Annotated in this window: 17 protein-coding genes and 1 riboswitch; of the genes, 9 read left to right on the top strand and 8 right to left on the bottom strand. The window is 38.8% G+C overall.

Annotation, left to right across the window (positions count from 1 at the left end; translation table 11 throughout):
- Window positions 1-34 precede the first annotated feature (34 nt).
- From R2Q94_RS03810 to R2Q94_RS03790, 5 genes are all read left to right on the top strand, one after another.
- On the top strand, window positions 35-1,231 hold the full coding sequence (locus R2Q94_RS03810) for a hypothetical protein (RefSeq protein ID WP_316820110.1): 1,197 nt from the start codon (window positions 35-37) through the stop codon (window positions 1,229-1,231).
- 32 nt (window positions 1,232-1,263) lie between these two features.
- Window positions 1,264-2,760: a DUF4833 domain-containing protein gene (locus R2Q94_RS03805; protein WP_316820109.1), complete on the top strand. Its 1,497-nt coding sequence runs from the start codon at window positions 1,264-1,266 to the stop codon at window positions 2,758-2,760.
- A 79-nt stretch (window positions 2,761-2,839) separates the two neighbouring features.
- A complete protein-coding gene (locus R2Q94_RS03800) occupies window positions 2,840-3,424 on the top strand; it encodes an RNA polymerase sigma-70 factor (protein WP_316820108.1) in 585 nt (194 codons plus the stop codon).
- Window positions 3,425-3,434: 10 nt separating this feature from the next.
- Complete coding sequence (locus R2Q94_RS03795) at window positions 3,435-4,385, top strand: FecR domain-containing protein (RefSeq protein ID WP_316820107.1); 951 nt, start codon at window positions 3,435-3,437, stop codon at window positions 4,383-4,385.
- Window positions 4,385-6,184: an STN and carboxypeptidase regulatory-like domain-containing protein gene (locus R2Q94_RS03790; RefSeq protein ID WP_316820106.1), complete on the top strand. Its 1,800-nt coding sequence runs from the start codon at window positions 4,385-4,387 to the stop codon at window positions 6,182-6,184. The genes R2Q94_RS03795 and R2Q94_RS03790 overlap by 1 nt, the downstream gene beginning before the upstream one ends.
- Here R2Q94_RS03790 and R2Q94_RS03785 read toward each other — a convergent pair.
- The 8 genes from R2Q94_RS03785 to R2Q94_RS03750 form a co-directional block, all read right to left on the bottom strand.
- Entirely contained in the window at window positions 6,181-6,861 is a 681-nt protein-coding gene (locus R2Q94_RS03785; protein ID WP_316820105.1) for an SIR2 family NAD-dependent protein deacylase, read from the bottom strand. The two genes, R2Q94_RS03790 and R2Q94_RS03785, sit on opposite strands and share 4 nt — an antisense overlap.
- Window positions 6,862-6,972: 111 nt before the next feature.
- Window positions 6,973-7,548, bottom strand: a complete 576-nt coding sequence (locus R2Q94_RS03780) for a DUF6580 family putative transport protein (protein ID WP_316820104.1) — start codon at window positions 7,546-7,548, stop codon at window positions 6,973-6,975.
- Window positions 7,549-7,617: 69 nt separating this feature from the next.
- Window positions 7,618-8,724, bottom strand: a complete 1,107-nt coding sequence (locus R2Q94_RS03775) for a DUF5074 domain-containing protein (protein WP_316820103.1) — start codon at window positions 8,722-8,724, stop codon at window positions 7,618-7,620.
- Between the two features lie 34 nt (window positions 8,725-8,758).
- Window positions 8,759-9,649, bottom strand: a complete 891-nt coding sequence (locus R2Q94_RS03770; RefSeq protein ID WP_316820102.1) for a cell surface protein — start codon at window positions 9,647-9,649, stop codon at window positions 8,759-8,761.
- A 124-nt stretch (window positions 9,650-9,773) separates the two neighbouring features.
- Window positions 9,774-10,889, bottom strand: coding sequence for a YncE family protein (locus R2Q94_RS03765; protein WP_316820101.1), 1,116 nt, complete (start codon window positions 10,887-10,889; stop codon window positions 9,774-9,776).
- A 54-nt stretch (window positions 10,890-10,943) separates the two neighbouring features.
- On the bottom strand, window positions 10,944-12,095 hold the full coding sequence (locus R2Q94_RS03760) for a YncE family protein (protein ID WP_316820100.1): 1,152 nt from the start codon (window positions 12,093-12,095) through the stop codon (window positions 10,944-10,946).
- Window positions 12,096-12,139: 44 nt separating this feature from the next.
- On the bottom strand, window positions 12,140-14,200 hold the full coding sequence (locus R2Q94_RS03755) for a TonB-dependent receptor (RefSeq protein ID WP_316820099.1): 2,061 nt from the start codon (window positions 14,198-14,200) through the stop codon (window positions 12,140-12,142).
- A 96-nt stretch (window positions 14,201-14,296) separates the two neighbouring features.
- Window positions 14,297-14,486: riboswitch (cobalamin riboswitch) on the bottom strand.
- Window positions 14,487-14,547: 61 nt separating this feature from the next.
- Complete coding sequence (locus R2Q94_RS03750) at window positions 14,548-15,429, bottom strand: polyphosphate kinase 2 family protein (protein ID WP_316820098.1); 882 nt, start codon at window positions 15,427-15,429, stop codon at window positions 14,548-14,550.
- 263 nt (window positions 15,430-15,692) lie between these two features.
- On the opposite strand from R2Q94_RS03750, the gene R2Q94_RS03745 reads away from it, so the two are divergent.
- From R2Q94_RS03745 to R2Q94_RS03730, 4 genes are all read left to right on the top strand, one after another.
- Complete coding sequence (locus R2Q94_RS03745) at window positions 15,693-16,649, top strand: helix-turn-helix domain-containing protein (protein WP_316820097.1); 957 nt, start codon at window positions 15,693-15,695, stop codon at window positions 16,647-16,649.
- Between the two features lie 114 nt (window positions 16,650-16,763).
- A complete protein-coding gene (locus R2Q94_RS03740) occupies window positions 16,764-17,741 on the top strand; it encodes a helix-turn-helix transcriptional regulator (protein WP_316820096.1) in 978 nt (325 codons plus the stop codon).
- 214 nt (window positions 17,742-17,955) lie between these two features.
- The gene (locus R2Q94_RS03735; RefSeq protein WP_316820095.1) at window positions 17,956-18,597 is read left to right on the top strand and encodes a hypothetical protein; all 642 of its coding nucleotides are present in this window, start codon (window positions 17,956-17,958) and stop codon (window positions 18,595-18,597) included.
- Between the two features lie 1,019 nt (window positions 18,598-19,616).
- Window positions 19,617-20,363 carry a polysaccharide biosynthesis/export family protein gene (locus tag R2Q94_RS03730; protein ID WP_316820094.1) on the top strand — a complete coding sequence of 249 codons (747 nt, stop codon included), beginning with the start codon at window positions 19,617-19,619 and terminating at the stop codon, window positions 20,361-20,363.
- The last annotated feature ends 3 nt before the right edge of the window (window positions 20,364-20,366 follow it).

Below are 20,366 nucleotides of genomic sequence, written 5' to 3'. Positions count from 1 at the left end.
TCATTGCGTTGTCTCATTTCAAAATCAGACAAAAATGAGGATTACAAATTACACTAAAACACTAAAATCATTTCAGCCAAATTACAGGGCAATTGTCCTGGCAAGCCTATTGTTACCGGGATTAGCTGGTTTTGCGCAAAGCGAGGCCAGCAATGTCAATCCTGATCAGGAAAAAGGAATTGGAAAAATCCATATCGGCTTAATTTATCCATTGAGTAGTAATGGAACACATGCCCCATTAGACACGAACAATTTTTCTTTTCATTTACTGGCTGGAATTTCTTCAGCAGAACAGGGTTTCAGCTTTGCCGGTTTTTCAAACATTGTCAGGAATGATGCTACCGGAACACAGATCGCTATGTTTTCCAACCATATTGGCAAAAAAGTTAAGGGCTTAACAATTGCTGGTTTTCTAAATAGCTATGGTGCCGGAGAGGGGGCTGCTTTTGCAGGCTTTGCCAATGTTTCCAAAGGAAATGTTAAAGGTCTGCAATTGGGAGGTTTTACCAATATCGCCAAAGACCTGGAGGGCGCACAATTTGCCGGCTTCCTCAATAAAGCGAATGCGGTTAAAGGATCTCAGCTGGCAGGCTTTATCAATATTGCCAAGAAAAATCTGTCTGCTTCACAACTGGCAGGATTTATCAATAAAGCGGAGGATGTAAAAGGTTCACAATTTGCCGGGTTCATCAATATTGCGAAGAAAGTAAAAGGCATTCAGGCTGCCGGATTTATCAATGTTGCCGATAGCTGCGAGTACCCTATCGGGATCATTAACCTGGTAAGAAAAGGCGAAAAAAGCATCAGCTTAACTTTGGATGAAACGCAAACCTCCATGCTTTCTTTCCGTTCCGGAGGGAGGGTAACCTATGGAATTCTGGGCATTGGCTATAACCTCAAAAATAAAAAAGAAGTGTATGGAATGGAAATTGGTTTAGGTGCGCATTGGTTTCAAACTGATGCTTTCAGGTTAAATACTGAAATAACGGGAAGCGTTCTCGAGAGTTTCAAAGCAGGAGAATATTTTAAATCCTCTTTCAGGGTTTCACCAGCGCTAAAGATTGGAAATCACCTGGAATTATTCGCCGGCCCATCCATTAACTTCCTAAGCACAAATACTACTGAAGGCAGAAACCTGCATAAAAAATTCATTCATACCTGGGGCGATCGCAACAACGATTTCCAGGCCTTGTATTTCGGTTATTCGGGAGGGATCCAATTTATTTTCTAACATCATTTCATTCATTTCCTAATCCAAAGCCCATGGCAACCCTAAATACCCTATGGTCAGCGAATTTTCCATTATTTGGTGCAACAAAAATTGATTTTGCAGACAGTTACCTGATGCAAAAGGAAGCTCCAAACCTTATTGCTTATGCGCTCCCAGCAGTAATTATCCTCACGCTAATAGAATTTCTGGTCGCTCACTTTGGTTCGCATAAGACCTATGAAAAGCAAGAAACACTTGGATCTGTACTCGTAGGCTTAGGGAACCTTTGCCTCAATCTCCTGATGAAAGTGGTGTTGATTTATGGAGCGATCTGGATTTACAACCAGTTGCCATGGCGCATGGAACTGAATTGGTGGACATTGATTCCCTGCTTTATGCTGTATGATTGCTGTAGCTACTGGTCCCACAGGATCTCTCACATTAACCGTTTCTTTTGGGCCAGTCACGTGGTACACCATTCTGCGGAACACTATAACCTGACGGTTGCTTTCCGCCAGAGTTGGGTACAGCATCTCAAAACGGTTTTTTTTATTCCAGTTGCATTAATGGGCTTTCATCCGGTGATTTTTCTGGTGGCGAGTCAGCTTAGCACACTGTATCAATTTTGGGTTCATACAGAGGCCATTGGAAAGCTATCTCCATTTTTTGAGAAATATTTTGGAAGCCCCTCCAATCACAGGGTGCATCATGGCAGTCAGGAGAAATACCTGGATAAGAATTTTGGTGCAACGTTTATGATCTGGGACCATTGGTTTGGTACTTTTCAATATGAAGAAGAAAAACCGGTTTATGGATTAACTACTCCGCTTGAAAACAAGACCAATCCATTGGTATTGAATTTTCATGAATACCGGGACATGTTAAAAGATGTGAAAGGAAGCGATGGGATCAAAGAATGTTTGTTTTTCATTTTTGCCAGTCCAGGAAAAATATACCGACATAAGCTGGATAGAAACCAGCAGGTACCATTACCAAAAGAGCCCCATACGAAGACAACGGCTATTGTATTGATCATGATGTTACTCTTATCACAGATGGTAGATGCTCAGCCCCTGAAATCAGAATCTCCCCTCTCTATTCCAGCTGAAAAAAACCTCTTGTTCTTTTTACAAAGAACACCAGATGTCAATATAGTGCTCTATGAGCTAAATTATAAACCCGATGGACAGTTAGATCCCAGGAGACCTGTAAAGGGATCCTGGATCAGATATGAAGAGCAGGGGCGCCTAAAACCATTGACTTCCATTGAACAGCAGTTTACTTATGGCGTAAAATCAAAAGCATTAGGAAATGAGGAATATGAAATTCGATTGGCGGCCTACCAGAAGATGCCAATGTACCTGCTTAAATCCACGGAAGATCAAAAATATCATATCTACATCAGAGATGAAGGGCAGCATCACTTATTAAAAAGAGTGTTTGTAAAAGTTAAAGGCGGTTCATTCTGGTTTCCGAAAGTCGCTTACATTGATCTGATTACCACAAACTCTGAAAGTGGAATAGAAATGCTAAAAAGAATTGATTTTTAATCGAAAGCTATAATCATTACGATCAATTTGAGTATGCGATTAAGTCAAAGAAACTAATATATTTGAATAGAAATTACGCGTGAAAATCATAGTCCCCTTATCCCCCAACCTGAATCAATACGATGATGTGGCCTTTGAACAACTGTTCAAGACATATTACAAGGCATTACACGCCTATGCTTTTGTGATGCTAAAAGATCAGGATGCCGCTGAAGAGATGGTACAGGGAATGTTTATGAAATTCTGGGAGAAACGGGAACTGCTCCAAATACAATCATCCTTAAGCGCCTATCTGTACAAATGTATTTACCATGATTGTCTGAACTACCTCAAACACCAAAAGATAAAATTTAAACATCAGGAGTACACACAACATCAGGTTCCTACCCATTCAGAGCCTGCCTCTTCCAGGGTAGAGATGACAGAATTGCAATACAAACTGAGTATTGCCCTGAATGATTTACCGGAACAATGCAGAACTATTTTTCAAATGAGCAGATTTGAAGAACTCAAATACCGTGAAATTGCAGATCAATTAGGGCTATCTGTAAAAACGATTGAAAATCAGATGGGCAAAGCGCTTCGGATACTGCGGTTAAAGTTAGCCGATTTCCTGGTGATCATCCTGTTAGGGATTCTATACTTCAAAGATTATTTTAATTAACCCCATGGCGATGACTGATGAATTATTGATAAAGTTTCTATTGAAGGAGACCAGTGAAGAAGAAAGCACTGCTATTGAAAAATGGCTGGCAGCCGATCCTGCACATGTTTCAGAATTTCTGGAATTAGAGAAGATTTGGGAAAGCAGCCAGTTCCTCGCGCCCCAAATTCAGGTAAACGAAATGGATGCCTGGCTGCGTTTTAAAGAACAAGTAAAAAAAGAGGAAAGGGTATTGCCATTGAGAAGAAAGTATACCTGGATAAATGTTGCTGCTGTTTTCGTATTGATGGTTGGAGCCTTGATATTTTACGAGGTATTTACTCCGAAAAAATACATGGAGCTGATTGCAAACCAGGAAATTTTGGTCCAGAAACTTCCGGATGGATCAGAGCTGACTTTAAATAAGAAATCTGCACTGAGTTATGCCTCAGATTTTAAGAAAGATCGAAGCCTTCGTCTCGATTCCGGGGAGGTATTCTTTAATGTGGTTCCGGATAAAAGCCACCCTTTTACTATAGAAGTAGATAAAGTTTCGGTAAAAGTAGTGGGTACTTCCTTTAATGTCAGGTACCAGAACCATCAGACAGAGGTAATTGTGGAAACTGGAATCGTAAAAGTGAGCCTAAGCGGAGAAACTGTAGACCTCCTTGCCGGGGAACGGATACTGATCAGCGCTACTTCCGAAAAACTGATGAAAGAGCAAAATCAGGACCAGCTGTACAACTACTATAGAACAAAAGTTTTTGTACTTAAAAACACAGAGTTATGGAAATTAATCAACGTTTTAAATGAAGCGTATGATGCTAAAATCAAAATAGACCCAAACCTAAAAAACCTCACTTTAAACACAACTTTAAAACTGACAGCACCTTTAGATTACAACCTGAACATCATTTGTGAGGGTTTAAATTTAACATATATCGGTAACGGAAAAGAGATATTGTTGTCAAACAAAAAGTAATGAAGATCAAACTAACCCTACTTTTTCTTTCCCTTTTCAGCATTGCGGTAGCTCAACAGCTTCCTGGATCTGGCGGAAACTTCCAAAGAAACCTTTCCAGGCGCCTGAGCTTTAGCGTTAAACAGGAACCGATTAGTCAGGTACTCGACAAAATGAGTAAAGCAGGGGATTTTTATTTTGCCTATAATGGAGCCTTATTTAATCAGGATAGCCTGGTGAACCTCAATATTAGAAACATACCGGTAAGAACGGTGCTGGACCAAATGTTTCAGGGCAAGGTGGATTACAAAGAATCTGAAAATTACATCATCTTACGATATGCTGTCAATCACCTGACCATTGAACCGGAGAACATTACCACTGCCGACAACCTATATCTGATTAGCGGTTACGTGATCGATACAGAAAGCGGACGGAGGGTAAAGCAAGCCAGTGTTTATGAAAAACGATTATTGCAATCTACCCTGACAGATAATGAGGGTTATTTTAAACTACGTTTCAAAGGAGAACATAAAGAGGTGATTCTGACTGCCAGTAAAGAAACCTACAGAGATACTGCTTTGGTATTCTTATCGGATATTACCGTGAAACCGGAATCTTATGATGACCCGGACAAAGAAAAAGGGGCTATGTTTTCAAATGCCATCGACAAGCTGGGTATTGGACGTTTTTTTATCTCTTCGAAGCAGAAAATACAAAACCTGAATATCCCCAGTTTTTTCGCGAACACCCCTTTCCAGGCTTCCCTTACCCCAGGCTTGAGTTCTCATGGAATGATGAGTTCCCAGGTAGTCAATAAATTTTCTCTAAATGTTTTTGGTGGTTATACGGCCGGTGTGGATGGATTTGAGATGGCAGGTATATTCAACATCAACAAAGGCGAAGTCAGGGCCCTGCAGGCTGCCGGCGCTTTTAATGTGGTTGGCGGTTCAGTACAAGGACTTCAGCTTGCAGGCTTGCACAATGATGTGCGGAAGAATATGATTGGATTTCAAGCTGCAGGACTCCTGAATATTGTGAGAGGCAAGGTGGAAGCCTTTCAGATGGCAGGGCTCGGCAATATTGTAAAGGGTGATATGAAAGGTTTCCAGGCTGCAGGGTTAATGAATCTGAACAGTGGAGAGACAAACGCTTTTCAGCTTGCGGGATTACTCAATATGAATTCTAAAAGCTCTAAAGGTGCTGAGATTGCCGGCTTGGGTAATATCACTTCCAAAACGGCCAAAGGCATTCAAATTGCCGGACTATTTAATTTTGCAAAAAAGAATACCGGTTTTCAATTGGCACTATTGAATTTTTCAGGATCCTCTACTGGTACTAGTTTAGGGCTCATTAATATCGTGGCTGATGGTTATTATAAAGTAAGCCTTTCTGCAAATGAACTGATCCCCAGCAATGTGGCTTTAAAAACCGGGAATGCCAACCTTTACAATGTGATTTTTGTTGGAAAAAACTATTCAGACACGGCAAAAATAGCAACAGTTGGTTTAGGTTTTGGCCATGATTTTATCTTCAACAAGCGGCTTTCTGTAGCGCCTGAACTCAGTTTTCAATACCTATATCTTGGAAACTGGAAACAATCCAATATCCTAACCAAATTACAAGTCAACTTACAGATCCAATTGTTTAAAAGATTAAGCATTTTTGGTGGGCCTGCTTACTCTTATTACAACAGTGATGCAGCTCCTGGAACAAGTGCTACAAACTATAAACAAGCAATTGTTCCTAAGCGGCACCATAATTTTAGTGGAAACAATAAGGGATGGTATGGTTGGAATGCCGGAATTACACTATTCTAAAGTAGAGTCAGTAAGTCTCTCATCCCTTCGACCGCCTTCTTTTCAATTTTAACCAGCCGATGGTTGTTTCTCACTTTTGGAATCATAGGGTCGATGATGTACATCGGAGTGCTAACAGGTACAAAATCGACCAGTCCGGCCGCCGGATATACTGCTAAGGAGCTCCCAACTAGTACGAAAATATCTGCGGAACAACAAATCCTGGCTGCTGTTTCGATCATTGGGACTTCCTCCCCGAACCAAACTACATGTGCCCGAAGTTGTGTTCCCAATTCACAGAGCTCACCCATTTTGAGTTCCCAGCCTTCAATAGGGTAAGTTAAACGAGGATCTTTGTCGGATTGAGAACGCGTGATGAGTCCATGTAAATGGCTTACTTTAGTAGAACCGGCTCTTTCATGTAAATCATCTACATTTTGAGTGATGATGTGTACATCATATGATGCCTCCAACGCTGCCAATGCGATATGTGCTGCATTAGGCTGAGCTAATCGCACCTGTTTCCTACGCTGGTTATAAAAGTCCTGGACCAATTCCGGGTTTTTACGCCAGGCCTCCGGAGTGGCTACATCATAGACATTAAAACCTTCCCAAAGTCCATCCGTATCTCTAAAGGTTTTCAGGCCACTTTCCGCACTGATGCCCGCACCGGTTAATACGACAAGTTTCTTTTTCATAAACAAAGGAAGTCATTTCAGGGCGAAAAAAAAATCCCGGGAGCTTGAGGTTTGAATACCGCAAAGGTCCCGGGATTGCTGATGTATTGCTTGTTAGCTATACATTCGTTTTTATGCTGTTTTTGCTAAACTTAGCAATGGGTATTTCGCTTTTAATGCTTCAAATGCGCCAAACATTACTGCTCCATAAGCAATTGTGCCATATAGAAAATTCAGTTCAAAAGGAATTGCATTGATTAAACACTGTCCGTAACCCGCTAAGGTTTGAGGGTAAATACTTGGTGCATACATTGGACCAATATCACTTAAGATCCAGTGTAGGAAAACACCGATAAAAGTAGCTGTAGCGAAGCTGCCCACATTTACCTTTTTCATCACCAGTTTACCAACAGTTACCATCGCTAAAAACGCGATATATGTCCAGTACCATCCCGCATAGAAAAAGCCATATCCTGACATCTTAGCAATAAAAATATCACTCAACACTAAAACTAAGATAGGAAATGCAAAAGCTTTAACATTGTTATTGAAATATGCACCGCCAAATAAGGCAATTGCCCCTACTGCAGAGAAATTAGCGATCTCTTTAAATTCGCCAGATAAAGGCGCAGCAATGCGGATAATGCTTACAAAAATGATAATCATTAACAAGATTATCGAACGCGGGTTGAATTTAGATTCAGACATATTCATTTAATTATTATAAAACAAAGTTATATTTTTTCCACGGCATAAAAAAGCCCAGGGTAACAAGGTTTAATGGAAGGCAAACATTGCAGGGAAATAATAACCTTTAAACGGCACAGTTTTATTCAAGGCACCTGTTTTTGCATCATAAATGTTTAGATAATTGCTCTCTGAATTGGCTCCAAATCCAGGCAACATGGTAGTCGTTACAATTTGGTCTGCCTGCGCATAATAGCCCAGGTTCTTCTTATAATAAACCTGTTTATCAGTGGCCGTAATGAAGGGTTTATCCAACGATCCAGGATTACCTGAAACATATTTATAAATATCCTGGCCACCGCCCCATCCGTTTGAACTTTTTATCATAAACACTGCATTCTCTTTTGTTGAAGCAATAATTGGCGAAGAGAACCATGCTCCAAAAGTGCTGTAAGTATTAAATGGCAACTCAATACTTTCAGTTTCTAAAGTAATCGGATCTGATTTAATCAGATTTTTTCCTGCAGTAAACCATACTTTCCCATCTGGGGTTTTTACAAAGCCCGTACTTACTCCAGCGATTTTCTTTTGAACCGAAAGATCAGAAATATTGTAAATGACTGCCCCCTCTGATTGAGAAAGGGTATAGATGTATTTATCTGTTTTCAACATATCACCAATCTGTCCTTTAGTCCCAATTAACTTAAATACTGGCTTTAAAGTCTTAAGATTAATCAGGTAAATTCCATCTGTGCTACTTAAAAGGCCATTATTTTCATCAATACCTACGAATGCCCGCCAGTCATAATCTGCAGAACCAGGAATTCTACCTACTTCTTTCATTGTTTTTGCATCAGCAACCACTACTGGTCCCTTTACCTTGCTTACTACATATAGTTTTTTATTGAAAACAGTACCATATTGTACCGTAGAGCTTGCCGGCTCAAATCCTTTTCCTTCATTTTCCTTTTGGAAAACACTGTCTTTAAGTGTTCCGCTTGCGGCATCATAAAAGGATACTGATCCTGTACCATGTCCATACCATCCTTCATGGATGATAAAAAAGCCATTGTCATATTTCCCAGGAACTTCAATGGGGTCTGTAATGACTTGAGGTTCGTTGTCTTTAGCGCATGAGAATAGTGTAGCGGATAAAATTGTAGCTAATACTATTCCTTTAAAATTGGTGATCTTCATTTAATTATTTGAATTGTGTTTGTTTTGAATGGGTCTATGGTGTTGAGGTTACAGGTGTAAGTACTTTGATCAGACTAATATCTTCTACGCCGGCAACTTCAGTTGAAAGTTCTCCTAACCATCCCATATTAGCCTGTATGCCGGTTTGAATTTTAATAAATTTAATTCCTTTCAAATCCACTTTATTTCCTGCCTGATCAACTGCATTTGCAATGTCAATTTTATCGCCTCCACTAACATTATCGGCATAGCCCCATGCAAATGGCTTGCTGGTAATCATCGTAGGAATACTCATATCAATATTTGATGAGGGTAAAACTGAGCCCTTTATTGTATATTCCGTAATGATTTTTCCATCCTTATCTTTCATATCAGGGAAATATGCCTGTTTATGGTATTGATTGGTCAGTACTGTTCCTGTTTTGCCATCGCTATCTTTCCAGGCTACAGGGTCAGCATCATTGGCCGGCCTGGTATAAGTCACTGAATAATTACGCTTATAACCTGGTTTATTAAATTCGCTACCTGCAATTTCATACCAGGTATCATCTGCCAATCCATTTCCATTTGTATCCTGCATTACCCATACGATTCCGGGTTCTGAAAAAGTGGGTAATGGATTACCATAAATGATGAGGTCCTCTTTCCCGATCTGGTTGATCACCGTATGGTCAAAACCAAGGACGATTGATCCACCCCAGGCACCCAGACTAACCAGACCTTTCTGTCCGACAACCGTATTTGCACCTTTCTGGTTACCAAGATCAGTGTTGATAAACTGACCAGGAGCAGGTGAATATTCAATTAATTTATTGGCAAAGCTAGTGCCGACAATTGGGTCAGGCTCAGGTGTTGAATCGGAGTCTTTAGAACAGGAAGCCAGGGTGGCAATACCTATAAATGCCAGGTAGTATTTAATTTTCATTGGTATATAATTATATTTTTAAGGAAGATGAAGCAATCGTTAGCATTTTCACCGTTATTTGTCAGCGTTTTGCTGCTGATTAATTTTAAATTAGGATGTCATTATAATTCTAGAGCAAAAGGAATTAATAACCGTATTGAAATACAGCTGCCTTAGGAACAACTCCAGTCTCAAAAGAAAATTTCAGTTTACCATCTTTACCATAACAGAACATCGCTCCATTGCTGGTATAGTTTTTTCCATCAGCAACAAAGAAAGCATGGTCTAAAGGATTTTCAGTGATGGTATAGGCGGAAGTAATCTGAGTAGCTGTACCATCAGTAATCAGGTCATTCCCAAGGGCTCCTGAAGCTGGATTAAAGGCTTTTAGGAAAACTGAAGCACCGTAACCAATGGCGAAACCGTTGTTTTCATTAATAGCCAAAAAAGAAAGACCTAAATCTGCGCCAGTACTCAATTTGGTATCAGTAGCACTGCTCAATCTGTCAATTGTTCCGGCAATAGTAGAATAATTACCAGAAGTCTGTACGATTAAATCACCAGTAGCTGTAGCCGCAATTATTCTTGGATTAAGACCTACTGGGATTTCTTTCAGTTTTGTAAAGGTATTCAGGTCAACTACAGATACTGAAGAATTGTTTGCCGAAGGGAAGTTTGGCTGCACAGAGTTGGTCACATAAATTTTATTATTTGCGATGGCCAATTGCTCCAATGCACCTCCAACCGGCAATCTGCTGTCGATCGTCAAACTTGCAGTATCCAATTTGGTGATTTTACCATCGTAGCCTGAAACGTAAGCTTTGTTCTTATTGAACACGATAAATCTTGGCATAAATCCACCATTATCATCTGAAAAAGGAATGCGTTTTAAAGATTTTCCGTTTGCAATATTGATCACTTCCAGGTATGAATCTTTAGCGTTTGCTGTAGTTCCGGTGATCACACAATACATTTTGCTACCGTATTGTTTCAAGTCGTTGGCACTTGTGCCTAGAGCAATGCCATTTTGCTTCCTGAAATAATCATTTTCCACTTTATTTGTGACCACATTATAAAAACTAATGCTGCTTGCATTACCTGCAATAAATGAACCTTCGTTTAATACGTAGATTCCTTTTGTAGTCAACGTTAAAGGATCTATTTCAGGCAGTTTATCTTTTTTACAAGAACTTAGGGATAATAAGCCTGCTGTTGCAAGCAAAAGGAATAATCTTCCGTTTTTGGTCTTTGAGGTATTCATGTGATTAGGTTTGTTTGTTATTGTTCTTTTATTAATAATAGCTGATTTCAAGTTTTATTTGTAGACCATTGCAAAATGGGCTGGAATATCGCCGGTTACCACCGACCATTTCATTTTTCCTTCAGGACTAAAGCAATACAAGACTCCTGGAGAGACATAATTCTTTCCATCTGTTACAAAAACTTCTTTAGTGTATTTATCTACTGCAATTCCATATGGAATTGCAATTTTTAGCTCTGTTCCATCGGAGATAAACTTTTTATCGAGGATCTTTTCCTCTTTAACATTCAGCATCCCATAGCTCAGGCTAAACTTTCCGGTGTGATTACTCCATTCTGAACCGTAGAAATAAGCAATATCATCATCAATAACCATATTGCTGGCACCAATATCAAAATGTGTTTTGATCTGGTCAGTTTTGGTATCGATCACAAATATTTTAGAATGGATATCCAGGTAATTCCCTCTGGATGTGACATAAATATCACCGTATTTATCCGCTTTTACACGGTGTAGATTGATGGCAACTTCAATATTTTTAACCAGGGTAAAAGTATTCAAATCAATCACAGAAACTCTGGTATCATAGTTCAGTGGACTGTAGCCTCCGGAATTGGCGACATATAACTTCTGTCCAACGATGGCCATTTCTTCTGGCTGTCTGCCTACTTCAATTCTTTTTTCCTCTTTTAGTGAAGTCGTATCAATTTGAACCACTACCCCATTCGGAGCATTAGGTACCCCAACTTGTCCGAGGTAAGCACTGACATAAGCTTTCCCATCTTTGAAGGTGATGTAACGTGGATTAGTCACGTTAATTTGTTGAATGCGTTTCCCTGATTTTGCATCCATCACCTCTATTTTATTGGAAATATTGACTACAATATAAAGCTTCGAACCATAGATCCCGACATCATTGGCTACATCACCAAGCCCATTGATTTGTGCAGGATTGATCTGATTGTAAATATCTCGTCTATATACCCCTGTCGTAAAGTCCATATAATCTAAAGAAGCCTTATTCATCGCCATATTGCCTTCATTAACCAGATAAAATCCTTGTAGCTGACGGGAAGGTTGAGCAGGCAGCAGCATCACCTGTTCTTCTGGAATCACCTGTAAATCTTTACGACAGGCGCTCAAGACAGCGCAGGCCAGGAACAACAGGAAACAACTACATTTGAGGTTTGCTTTCATCTTTTTCATAATGTATAATTTAACCGGTTTTTTAATCTTCATTTCCACAGGCTTTAATAATCATAGGTTAAACTAAATCGATAGGAACGCCCAGGCATTGGATAATTGGTAATGACCGCATAAGCCTGATTGGCCAGATTATTTACTTCTGCTGTAAGTCTTAATTTCCTTTTCTGAATTTGGGTATTGTAATGAACTGCCATATCATGGGTATAAAATGGTTGGACATAATTCTTAAGAATATTTGCACTCTGATCATAACGCTCACCAGTGTACAGGTAACTATAATTCATTGCAAACTTCTTATAGGCTATCCCTGCTAAGAAAGTCCCGCTATGCAAAGGAACATAAGGAATTTGATTTTTATAGGTGGTAGATTTTGGGTCGGAATCGATCGCCTTTTGGTAAGTATAATTCAAGCCCAGACTTAAATTAATCGCATCAGCTACTTCCCAGGCAGATTGAATGTTTAGGTCTAATCCTTTGATCTCTACTTTACCTAAATTTCTCATACTCCACATGGCTTGTGAGGTTCCTGGTACTGCTACAATCTTATCTTTAACCTGATTAAAGTAAGCATCAGCCTGCACAGAAAATTGAGACAATGCTCTGTTTTCATAACCTTTAATATAAGTAAAACCAAGGTCGTATTGTTTGGTATACTCTGGGTTAAGCAGGGTAAACTGATAAAAAGTATAATAAAGATCGTTAAAGGTCGGCATTCTGAAAATGCTTTTGAAGAAAGAGCGAATCCGGAATTCTTTCTGCTGGAATGGTTGCCATGACACCATAACGGTTGGTGTAAGTTCATTCCTGTTACCTGCCGCGGGACCGGATTCTACTTTATCATGAACCAGTGTACTCAATAAATTGGCCTGAACATCAAATCTGTCGAAATGCAACTGTGTAGCCAAAACATTCAGTATTGTATTTCTGGTGGGATAGGCAAAAAGATCCAGATTAGCATTCAAATCATTCCGTTGAAAATCAGCAGACCATACTACATCCCAATATCTATTAATTTTCAACTTATTGGCCAAAGAAAAATACAATTCCTGCTGATGATAAGTATTGTTCAAAAATCCAGAAGTAGTGATGATATCAGGGTTGAGGTAGCGCATATAATCATTTGAATATTTAGCGGAAGCCAAAAGGCTATAATTGCCAATGCGTTTTTCATAAGCGGATTGAGCAAAGAAATTTCGGTTCCACATTCGCTGAGAGAATCGAAAGACATTGGCTACAATGGCGCCGGGTAAACCCTGATTGTCTTTATATCCATACAATTTCAAGCTCCATTTACTACTATCCCGCAATATACCGTTTAAGCCTAACTCAACACGCATTGCTTCTACATCTCCATCAGTTCTTACAGCTGTTGTATCATACACTCCATTGGTGATTCGGTATTTATAACGTCCGTTTGCTTTTCTCAGCTCTGCACTAACTGTGCTATAGGTATGTTCTGAAAGCTTGGTTTGCCAAAGTATGGAAGGATTAAATAAGCCAAAAGAACCTGTTCGGAATGCCGCCTTCAGACGATTGCTTCTACCTTGTTCAAAATTTGGCGTTCTGGCCTTAAGGTACAGGGAACTCGCAGAAGCAAACCCTTTTGCTGCCTGAAGAATACTGCTTTTTTGTCCGCTGTATAATTCTATTTCCTCTATGTTATCCAATGAAAATTTGCCCAGGTCTACCTGGCCATTCTGTGCATTGCCCAACTGTACTCCATCATAAAAAACAGCCGTGTGGTTACTCCCCATACTGCGTACATTGATGGTTTTTAATCCGCCAATTCCACCGTAATCTTTCAGCTGTACGCCAGAGAAATACCGGACTGCATCTGCAACAGAAAGGCTATTTAATTTTTCCAGCTCTGCGCCTGAAAGAATTTGTAAAGGAGTGGAAGAGGTTTGTCGTCTACTGAGTTTTATCGTTTTGATCTGCACCTCTTTTAAGGCATTCACTTTTTCCAAAGAATCCTGTTTTACAGGCTTGACCGGATGATTTTGGGCCTGCAAATTTAAGGGCATAGCTCCTCCGCAGCCGATAAAGGCTAGAAAAGCAAAAAAACAAGCCTTGATGCCTTGATGGGCAAAATTGTTTCTTCTCATTTTTGTTGTGAGTTATTTACCCACAGCAAACAGTTAGATCATGGAAATGAAATACAGTAAATAAGCACTCACTCCAAGCTTCAATCCCCGAAAGCTATGAAATATTATGCTAAAGGCAGGTCTTCTGACTTACTCCCGGGATTCTGCCTTCCCAATTTATAAAAAAAAGTGGCCGTGATTAGAATACCGTTATAGAGCTTACAGCTGCGGGACAGTTACGGACTTACACCGTATTCCCTTTTAATCCCGGTAAACATTACCGGGAACCAAAAGCGTGGCAAATGTACTTAAATATCCCGCTAAGAACAAACATTAGCCAATGATATAAAATACTGCTGAACTAAAACTCAGCCCCCAAGTAGTAAGGCTCTTTGAATTTCCTCCAGTTTCGCCGTTTCTTCCTCAGCTAAAACCGGAAATTTTAGATCCATTTCTTTTAAATGTTGTTCAAGGATCTGACTAATCAACAACCTGGCATACCATTTCTTATCTGCAGGAATCACATACCAAGGTGCTTGTTCTGTTGCGGTTTCATTAATGGCTTGCTCATAAGCTTTCATATAATCTTCCCACTTTTCTCGTTCTGTAATGTCCGAAGAGGAGAATTTCCAGTTTTTTGCTGGGTTATCAATCCGTTCTAAAAACCTCTCCTTTTGCTCTTCCTTAGAAACATTAAGAAAAAATTTAATCACTACAGTTCCATTATCAGAGAGGTGTCTTTCAAAATTCCGGATACTTTCATATCTTCTCTTCCAAAACTTATCATCAATCACTTTCAGGTTAGAATATCCTGGAATCTTTTCATTCAATACATACTCCGGATGAACCTTGCAGACCAGTACATTTTCATAATGAGATCGGTTATGAATTCCAATACGTCCTCTTTCGGGTAAGGCTTTGTAATGGCGCCATAAAAAATCATGATCATACTCTTCAGCAGTGGGAGTTTTAAAACTATAAACCTGACAACCCTGAGGATTTAATCCTGACATTACATGTGCAATTGCACTGTCCTTTCCGGCGGCATCCATAGCCTGAAATATAATAAGAATGGAATGAGAGTCGGCGGCATACAATCTTTCCTGTAATTTGACCAAGGCTTCTTTCGATAGGTCCAGTTCAGCTTTTCCAGCCTCTTTTTCTAACGTTCCGGTATAACTGGTATCGTGATCCTTTAGGGAAAATTTCCCACCGGGAACAACCCGGGATTTTTCGATTTCTTTTTTCATTAGCGATGATTTATCTTGAGTTTTTCCCTAAGTAAGTAGCAAAAGAACCTAAAGCACTCCAACAAAGAACGTTATTTTGATCAAAATGTTTAGACGATATGCAATAGTGTTCGAAAAACCGAAATAAATAGAATTAAAAGACTTTTATGAAAAAATATCAAAATAAAACATCGTTGCATTACCACTATTAAGTTTAATTTTATTAAGTTTATCTAAAATAAGTTTAAACTTATCGCTCTTGATTCAATGAATATCTTTCCTATATGAAAAATATTGCTCGTTTATTGAATGATTTAAATAATATGACGCCACTTTCGGCAGGTTTTTGGAACGACATACAACCCTTAATAACCGAGAGGCGTAGAAAATCGGGATATATGTTTTTAAAACCAGGTCATATCGCCAGTAAGGCCTGGCAACTGGTTTCGGGATTTATCCTTATCCTCAGAACCGGTACCAAGGGAGAAGACATTGTAAACAGGATTTATTACCCAAAGGATATTGTCACAGATTTAGAAAGTTTTTTTGAAAACGTTCCTATTCGTTTCAAATTTATGGCTATAGGAGAAGTGGTTGTGTTGGAGATTAAGAGGGCTGATGTGATGAGCCTGGAACTTGATTATCCGGAAACTGCAAAACTGATCCAGCATGTTGCTATTGCAGAAAAGAAGGATGCAGAGGAAGTACTTCAAATGCTAAGGCTTCCTGAATCAGAAAGAGTGAAATTATTTCTGGAAAAATATCCAGTAGGTGGCTTACCATTGGGCTACTGTGCCTCTTTTTTAAATTTGACTTTAGACAAGTACTTAATGCTTGTGGAAGCTTTATTCTCTTCTGAGCAGATCCAGGCAAAAACACATCCGGACAACCCTCAGAATGACCAGGTAAACACCAACCATATTGCTTATAAGATCATAGGCTATTTAATGGACAATTATAACCAACACAATATTGGTAACGCAAGGAAAGTTGCAGATCACTTTAATATGACTACAGTAACCTTAAACAGACAATTTACTAAAACTTTTGGCCTTACCATCCATAAATTCATTACAAAACACAGGATGGAAAAAGCAGAAGAAATGCTAAAGGATGGCACATCTACAGTGGGGAAAGTAGCAACGGAGATTGGATACAAAAATATCTTTCATTTTAGCAAAGTTTTTAAAAATTACTACGGATATCCTCCTAAAAAGGAAAAATTACGTAATCCAAGCTGAAATTTTTTATTTATATAATTTTATCACTAATTTGAGTGTTTTCTGAAAAATAAGTTATTTTTTGCCATTTTTTGACTGAAATGAAGTCTATAAATTTGATTCAAACACAAATTTATGCGCGCTCACATTAAATTGCTTTTCAATCCATCATCAATTTCTCATCCCCCCTTCGATCAACGAAAAGACTTGAGTTTATTTGCTTTGGCTGAAGCCGACAGCAGTTATATGACCCTAAATGATGTAAGGGTTCTGACTCAGTCGATCAGCCACCATCTTGCTCATATCCAACTATACGAATATCATGTAAAATCATATCTGTCGGTAGACTTTGAGGTGACACAAGATTCATTATTTTTAACCGCAATGCAGAATGACTGTTCTGCATTTTGCGACGATGCTGATGATGTCATATCAGAACTATTAGGAAACTCATGTAGGCTTTCCTATATCAAAGGCGGGAAATACAAACGTATCCTGATGGCCGGTCATCATAAAATACTGGTATTAACCATAAATCCGGAATGGCTCATCTCTAAATACGGAAATCTTGAAGATCTGCAGGAATTGATACACAGCTATCAGGCTAGCGAAATTCCAACTTATGCACTCCCCAGTTTTAACATCGCAAGGCAACAATTTACTGATCTGTTGAAGTTGAACAACATATCCGGGAGAAGAGACACCGAAATTGATTTACTTATATTCTTAAATACCTGTATCAAAAGGTATCTACAAAAGCTGCAACAAGGCAGAGCCACTTTAAAAAATCAGGAGAAAAAAACGCAGGAAATAGCAGAATTTTTAAATATACATTTTGCCGGTAAAATTGCAGGAGATGAAACCGCCCTGGCGGACCATTTTATGATCTCCGGCACGATGTTAGCCAGACTTGCAAAACAGGCTTTTGGTAAGCCATTACATCAACAGGTGATAGATCTGCGAATGCATCATGGCTTAAAACTACTTTTATCTACACAAAATACCATACAGGAGATTTCTGTGCGTGTGGGTTACGATGACCCTAAATACTTTAGTCGCGCGTTTAAAAAGAAATTCGGCCTCCCTCCTAATGAAGTTAGAATCTGTGTTTAATCCTTAGTTTTTAATAAAGGAGACAGGTGGATTTTTCCTGCACAACCCCTGTGTTTATTTTATGATATTTTGCAAGGATTGTCCGTTTGAATTAAAAAATAGAGTGCATAACTTTATTATTATCAATAAATTACCACAAAACCTCTCAAATGAATAATTCAATCAACATGTCGTTCTTAATCAATGTTTGTGGTAAAATTTTTAATCATGAGTTATGAAAGTATTTGGAAATGAATCAAACAGGATAAGGTTAGACATGATTCTACGGAAAGAAATCATCCCAAAAATGGAATTGTTAATTGGACCTTTAACCCAGGAATGTATCGCTTACATTGTTGCGAATAGCAAACTAAAACATATCAGCAAGGATCAGTATATAGAAGAAAGTGGATCTTATGAAGATGGTCACCTTCATTACTTATATAGCGGAATTGCCCATAGCTTCTATTACGATCAGGAAACGGATAGAAATTTTGTTACCCGCCTATGGAAAAAAGACGACATCCTTTTTGATGTCAACAGTTTTGTAAATTATGACGATAGAAAAGAGGAGATTCAAATGCTGGAAGATGGTGAAATCCTTTCCATCGGACATTATCACCTAAAAAGTTTACTCAAATATTCTCCCCAACTGATTGCCCTCTCCACGCATTTACAGATTGAGCGGGAAACTTATAACAAATTCTATCAGCATTTGTTAAAATCAACTGTTGAAGAAAGACTGGTTTTATTTCTAAAACACCATCCTACAATCATTAATAGAATAAATAAGGATTTTATTGCGCAACACCTGAATGTTTCCAGATCCAGACTGAGTACCGCATATGCCTTATACAAGCAAAACCGGGACAATTAAACCAGGAATTTTGTTACCTATGCAACAAAAAATCAGAATAGGCCGTCCTAAATTTATCAATGCTGAATGGGACGTATATGGAAAAAGCACCAGCTGGAACAAATGTCGATGAATAACAAAGTAAAGTAATACACATAGACCAAATAATAGCTTGTTTTTAATGCGAAAAGGCCCTGGGCTTAAATTCGGGAATTTGCCCGGGTCTTTTACCTAAATCTTTTGCAGCTGGTAGCTGATTTAGATCAATTGAATGCCGCAAGTAAATATATTGTATGGTTTTTCTAAATACCAGCTTACCAAATCCTGATCACAGCAAAACCGCGGGTTTTAGGGCATAGATGGACAACAATCAATCTACTTTATATCACTTGCAAAAGGAGAAGTTGAATTGCATATCATTCCTAATTCCGGCATTTGGCCAGAAGTGTATCGAGCACTCCTGGCCTTTTTGTTGCCTCTTCCCCAGGGGGATCCGTTGAATATTCTGAACATATTTAGTCGACAATTTCCATCTGCCCTCGTTTATTTGTCATCAAGTTTTACAACTTCTAAAAAATCCCTGCACAAACACACAAAAATCAATACACGATAAGACTCATACAGCATCTACGTAATCGCATTTGACCTGGATTTTTCAAGACAAGTGACTTTTCTAAAGCCGCAGCGATGATCGTTACTCTTCATCATCCAAATCACAGATGGTTCTTCATTTGTAGGTAAGCCCTCCACTTTTTAACCATACTTTATCACATTTCTCAAGCAGTTTTGGAAAGATCATAACATTACTCGCTTTTGCTGTAGAAGTAAAGAAAAATACAGTGTAAAAACATTGCTCTATTTTACCACTATTTTGTGCAAAACATCTTACAGAATGTAAAATTTCGTAAAGCAAATGTGTGAAGGTTCACAATTTAAAACACAACATGAATCGGTACTCATTTTATGGTTTATTATTTATCTAACTTTAGTCTAAGAATTCAGGGGATATCAATTAGTTAATTCATTTAACCTCCAACAAAATGAAAAATTTAACGTTTGTTTTATTCATTGCGCTGACTATACTAGGCTGTGCGCCTAAAAGAGACCTAGTCTATTTCAGCAACTTATCAAATGTCTCAAATGATCAAATTCAAAAAGCTGCTGATATCAAGCTGCAAAAGAACGACCAGTTGAGCATCTCATTAACCAGCTTAAATACAGAATACAATGTTTTGTTTGCAAGTGCAAATGCGAATAACAGCAATACACCCATAAATAGTAAGGGTGGCTTCAGAGTAAATAATGCCGGAAATATCAATTTACCACTCGTTGGCGAAATAAAAGTTGAAGGCCTGAATCTGGAAGAAGCACAGGACTTAATTACAAAGGTTCTAAGAAAACAGATTAAGGATCCATATGTGGACCTCCAACTTGTCAACTTCAAAGTTACGGTACTTGGTGAGGTGAACCATCCGGCTTCATTAAATGTTCCTGGAGAGCAAATCAACATATTAGAAGCATTAGGTATGGCTGGCGATATGACGGTCTTTGGAAGAAGAGAAAATGTATTGGTAATACGGGAAGAAGACGGCATACGGAATATGACGCGATTAAACCTCAACGACAAAAACATCTACAACTCCCCTTACTTTCATTTGAAACAAAATGACATCATTTATGTAGAGCCTGACAAATCTAAAGAGAAACAGGTCAACAATACGCTACTCCCTATCATTTCTACCTGCGTTTCAGCAGTAGCTGTAATACTTACTGTAATTCTAAGATAATCC

The organism is Pedobacter gandavensis, assembly GCF_032678465.1.
GTDB classification, from domain to species: Bacteria; Bacteroidota; Bacteroidia; order Sphingobacteriales; family Sphingobacteriaceae; genus Pedobacter; species Pedobacter gandavensis_B.
Note: the sequence above shows the minus strand (reverse complement) of the source record. Positions and strands in the feature narration are given on the sequence as shown.

Coding starts and splice junctions, on each gene's coding strand:
- R2Q94_RS03810 (WP_316820110.1), top strand. CDS start 35: ATGAGGATTACAAATTACACTAAAACACTAAAATCATTTCAGCCAAAT.
- R2Q94_RS03805 (WP_316820109.1), top strand. CDS start 1,264: ATGGCAACCCTAAATACCCTATGGTCAGCGAATTTTCCATTATTTGGT.
- R2Q94_RS03795 (WP_316820107.1), top strand. CDS start 3,435: ATGACTGATGAATTATTGATAAAGTTTCTATTGAAGGAGACCAGTGAA.
- R2Q94_RS03790 (WP_316820106.1), top strand. CDS start 4,385: ATGAAGATCAAACTAACCCTACTTTTTCTTTCCCTTTTCAGCATTGCG.
- R2Q94_RS03785 (WP_316820105.1), bottom strand. CDS start 6,861: ATGAAAAAGAAACTTGTCGTATTAACCGGTGCGGGCATCAGTGCGGAA.
- R2Q94_RS03780 (WP_316820104.1), bottom strand. CDS start 7,548: ATGTCTGAATCTAAATTCAACCCGCGTTCGATAATCTTGTTAATGATT.
- R2Q94_RS03775 (WP_316820103.1), bottom strand. CDS start 8,724: ATGAAGATCACCAATTTTAAAGGAATAGTATTAGCTACAATTTTATCC.
- R2Q94_RS03770 (WP_316820102.1), bottom strand. CDS start 9,649: ATGAAAATTAAATACTACCTGGCATTTATAGGTATTGCCACCCTGGCT.
- R2Q94_RS03765 (WP_316820101.1), bottom strand. CDS start 10,889: ATGAATACCTCAAAGACCAAAAACGGAAGATTATTCCTTTTGCTTGCA.
- R2Q94_RS03760 (WP_316820100.1), bottom strand. CDS start 12,095: ATGAAAAAGATGAAAGCAAACCTCAAATGTAGTTGTTTCCTGTTGTTC.
- R2Q94_RS03755 (WP_316820099.1), bottom strand. CDS start 14,200: ATGAGAAGAAACAATTTTGCCCATCAAGGCATCAAGGCTTGTTTTTTT.
- R2Q94_RS03750 (WP_316820098.1), bottom strand. CDS start 15,429: ATGAAAAAAGAAATCGAAAAATCCCGGGTTGTTCCCGGTGGGAAATTT.
- R2Q94_RS03745 (WP_316820097.1), top strand. CDS start 15,693: ATGAAAAATATTGCTCGTTTATTGAATGATTTAAATAATATGACGCCA.
- R2Q94_RS03740 (WP_316820096.1), top strand. CDS start 16,764: ATGCGCGCTCACATTAAATTGCTTTTCAATCCATCATCAATTTCTCAT.
- R2Q94_RS03735 (WP_316820095.1), top strand. CDS start 17,956: ATGAAAGTATTTGGAAATGAATCAAACAGGATAAGGTTAGACATGATT.
- R2Q94_RS03730 (WP_316820094.1), top strand. CDS start 19,617: ATGAAAAATTTAACGTTTGTTTTATTCATTGCGCTGACTATACTAGGC.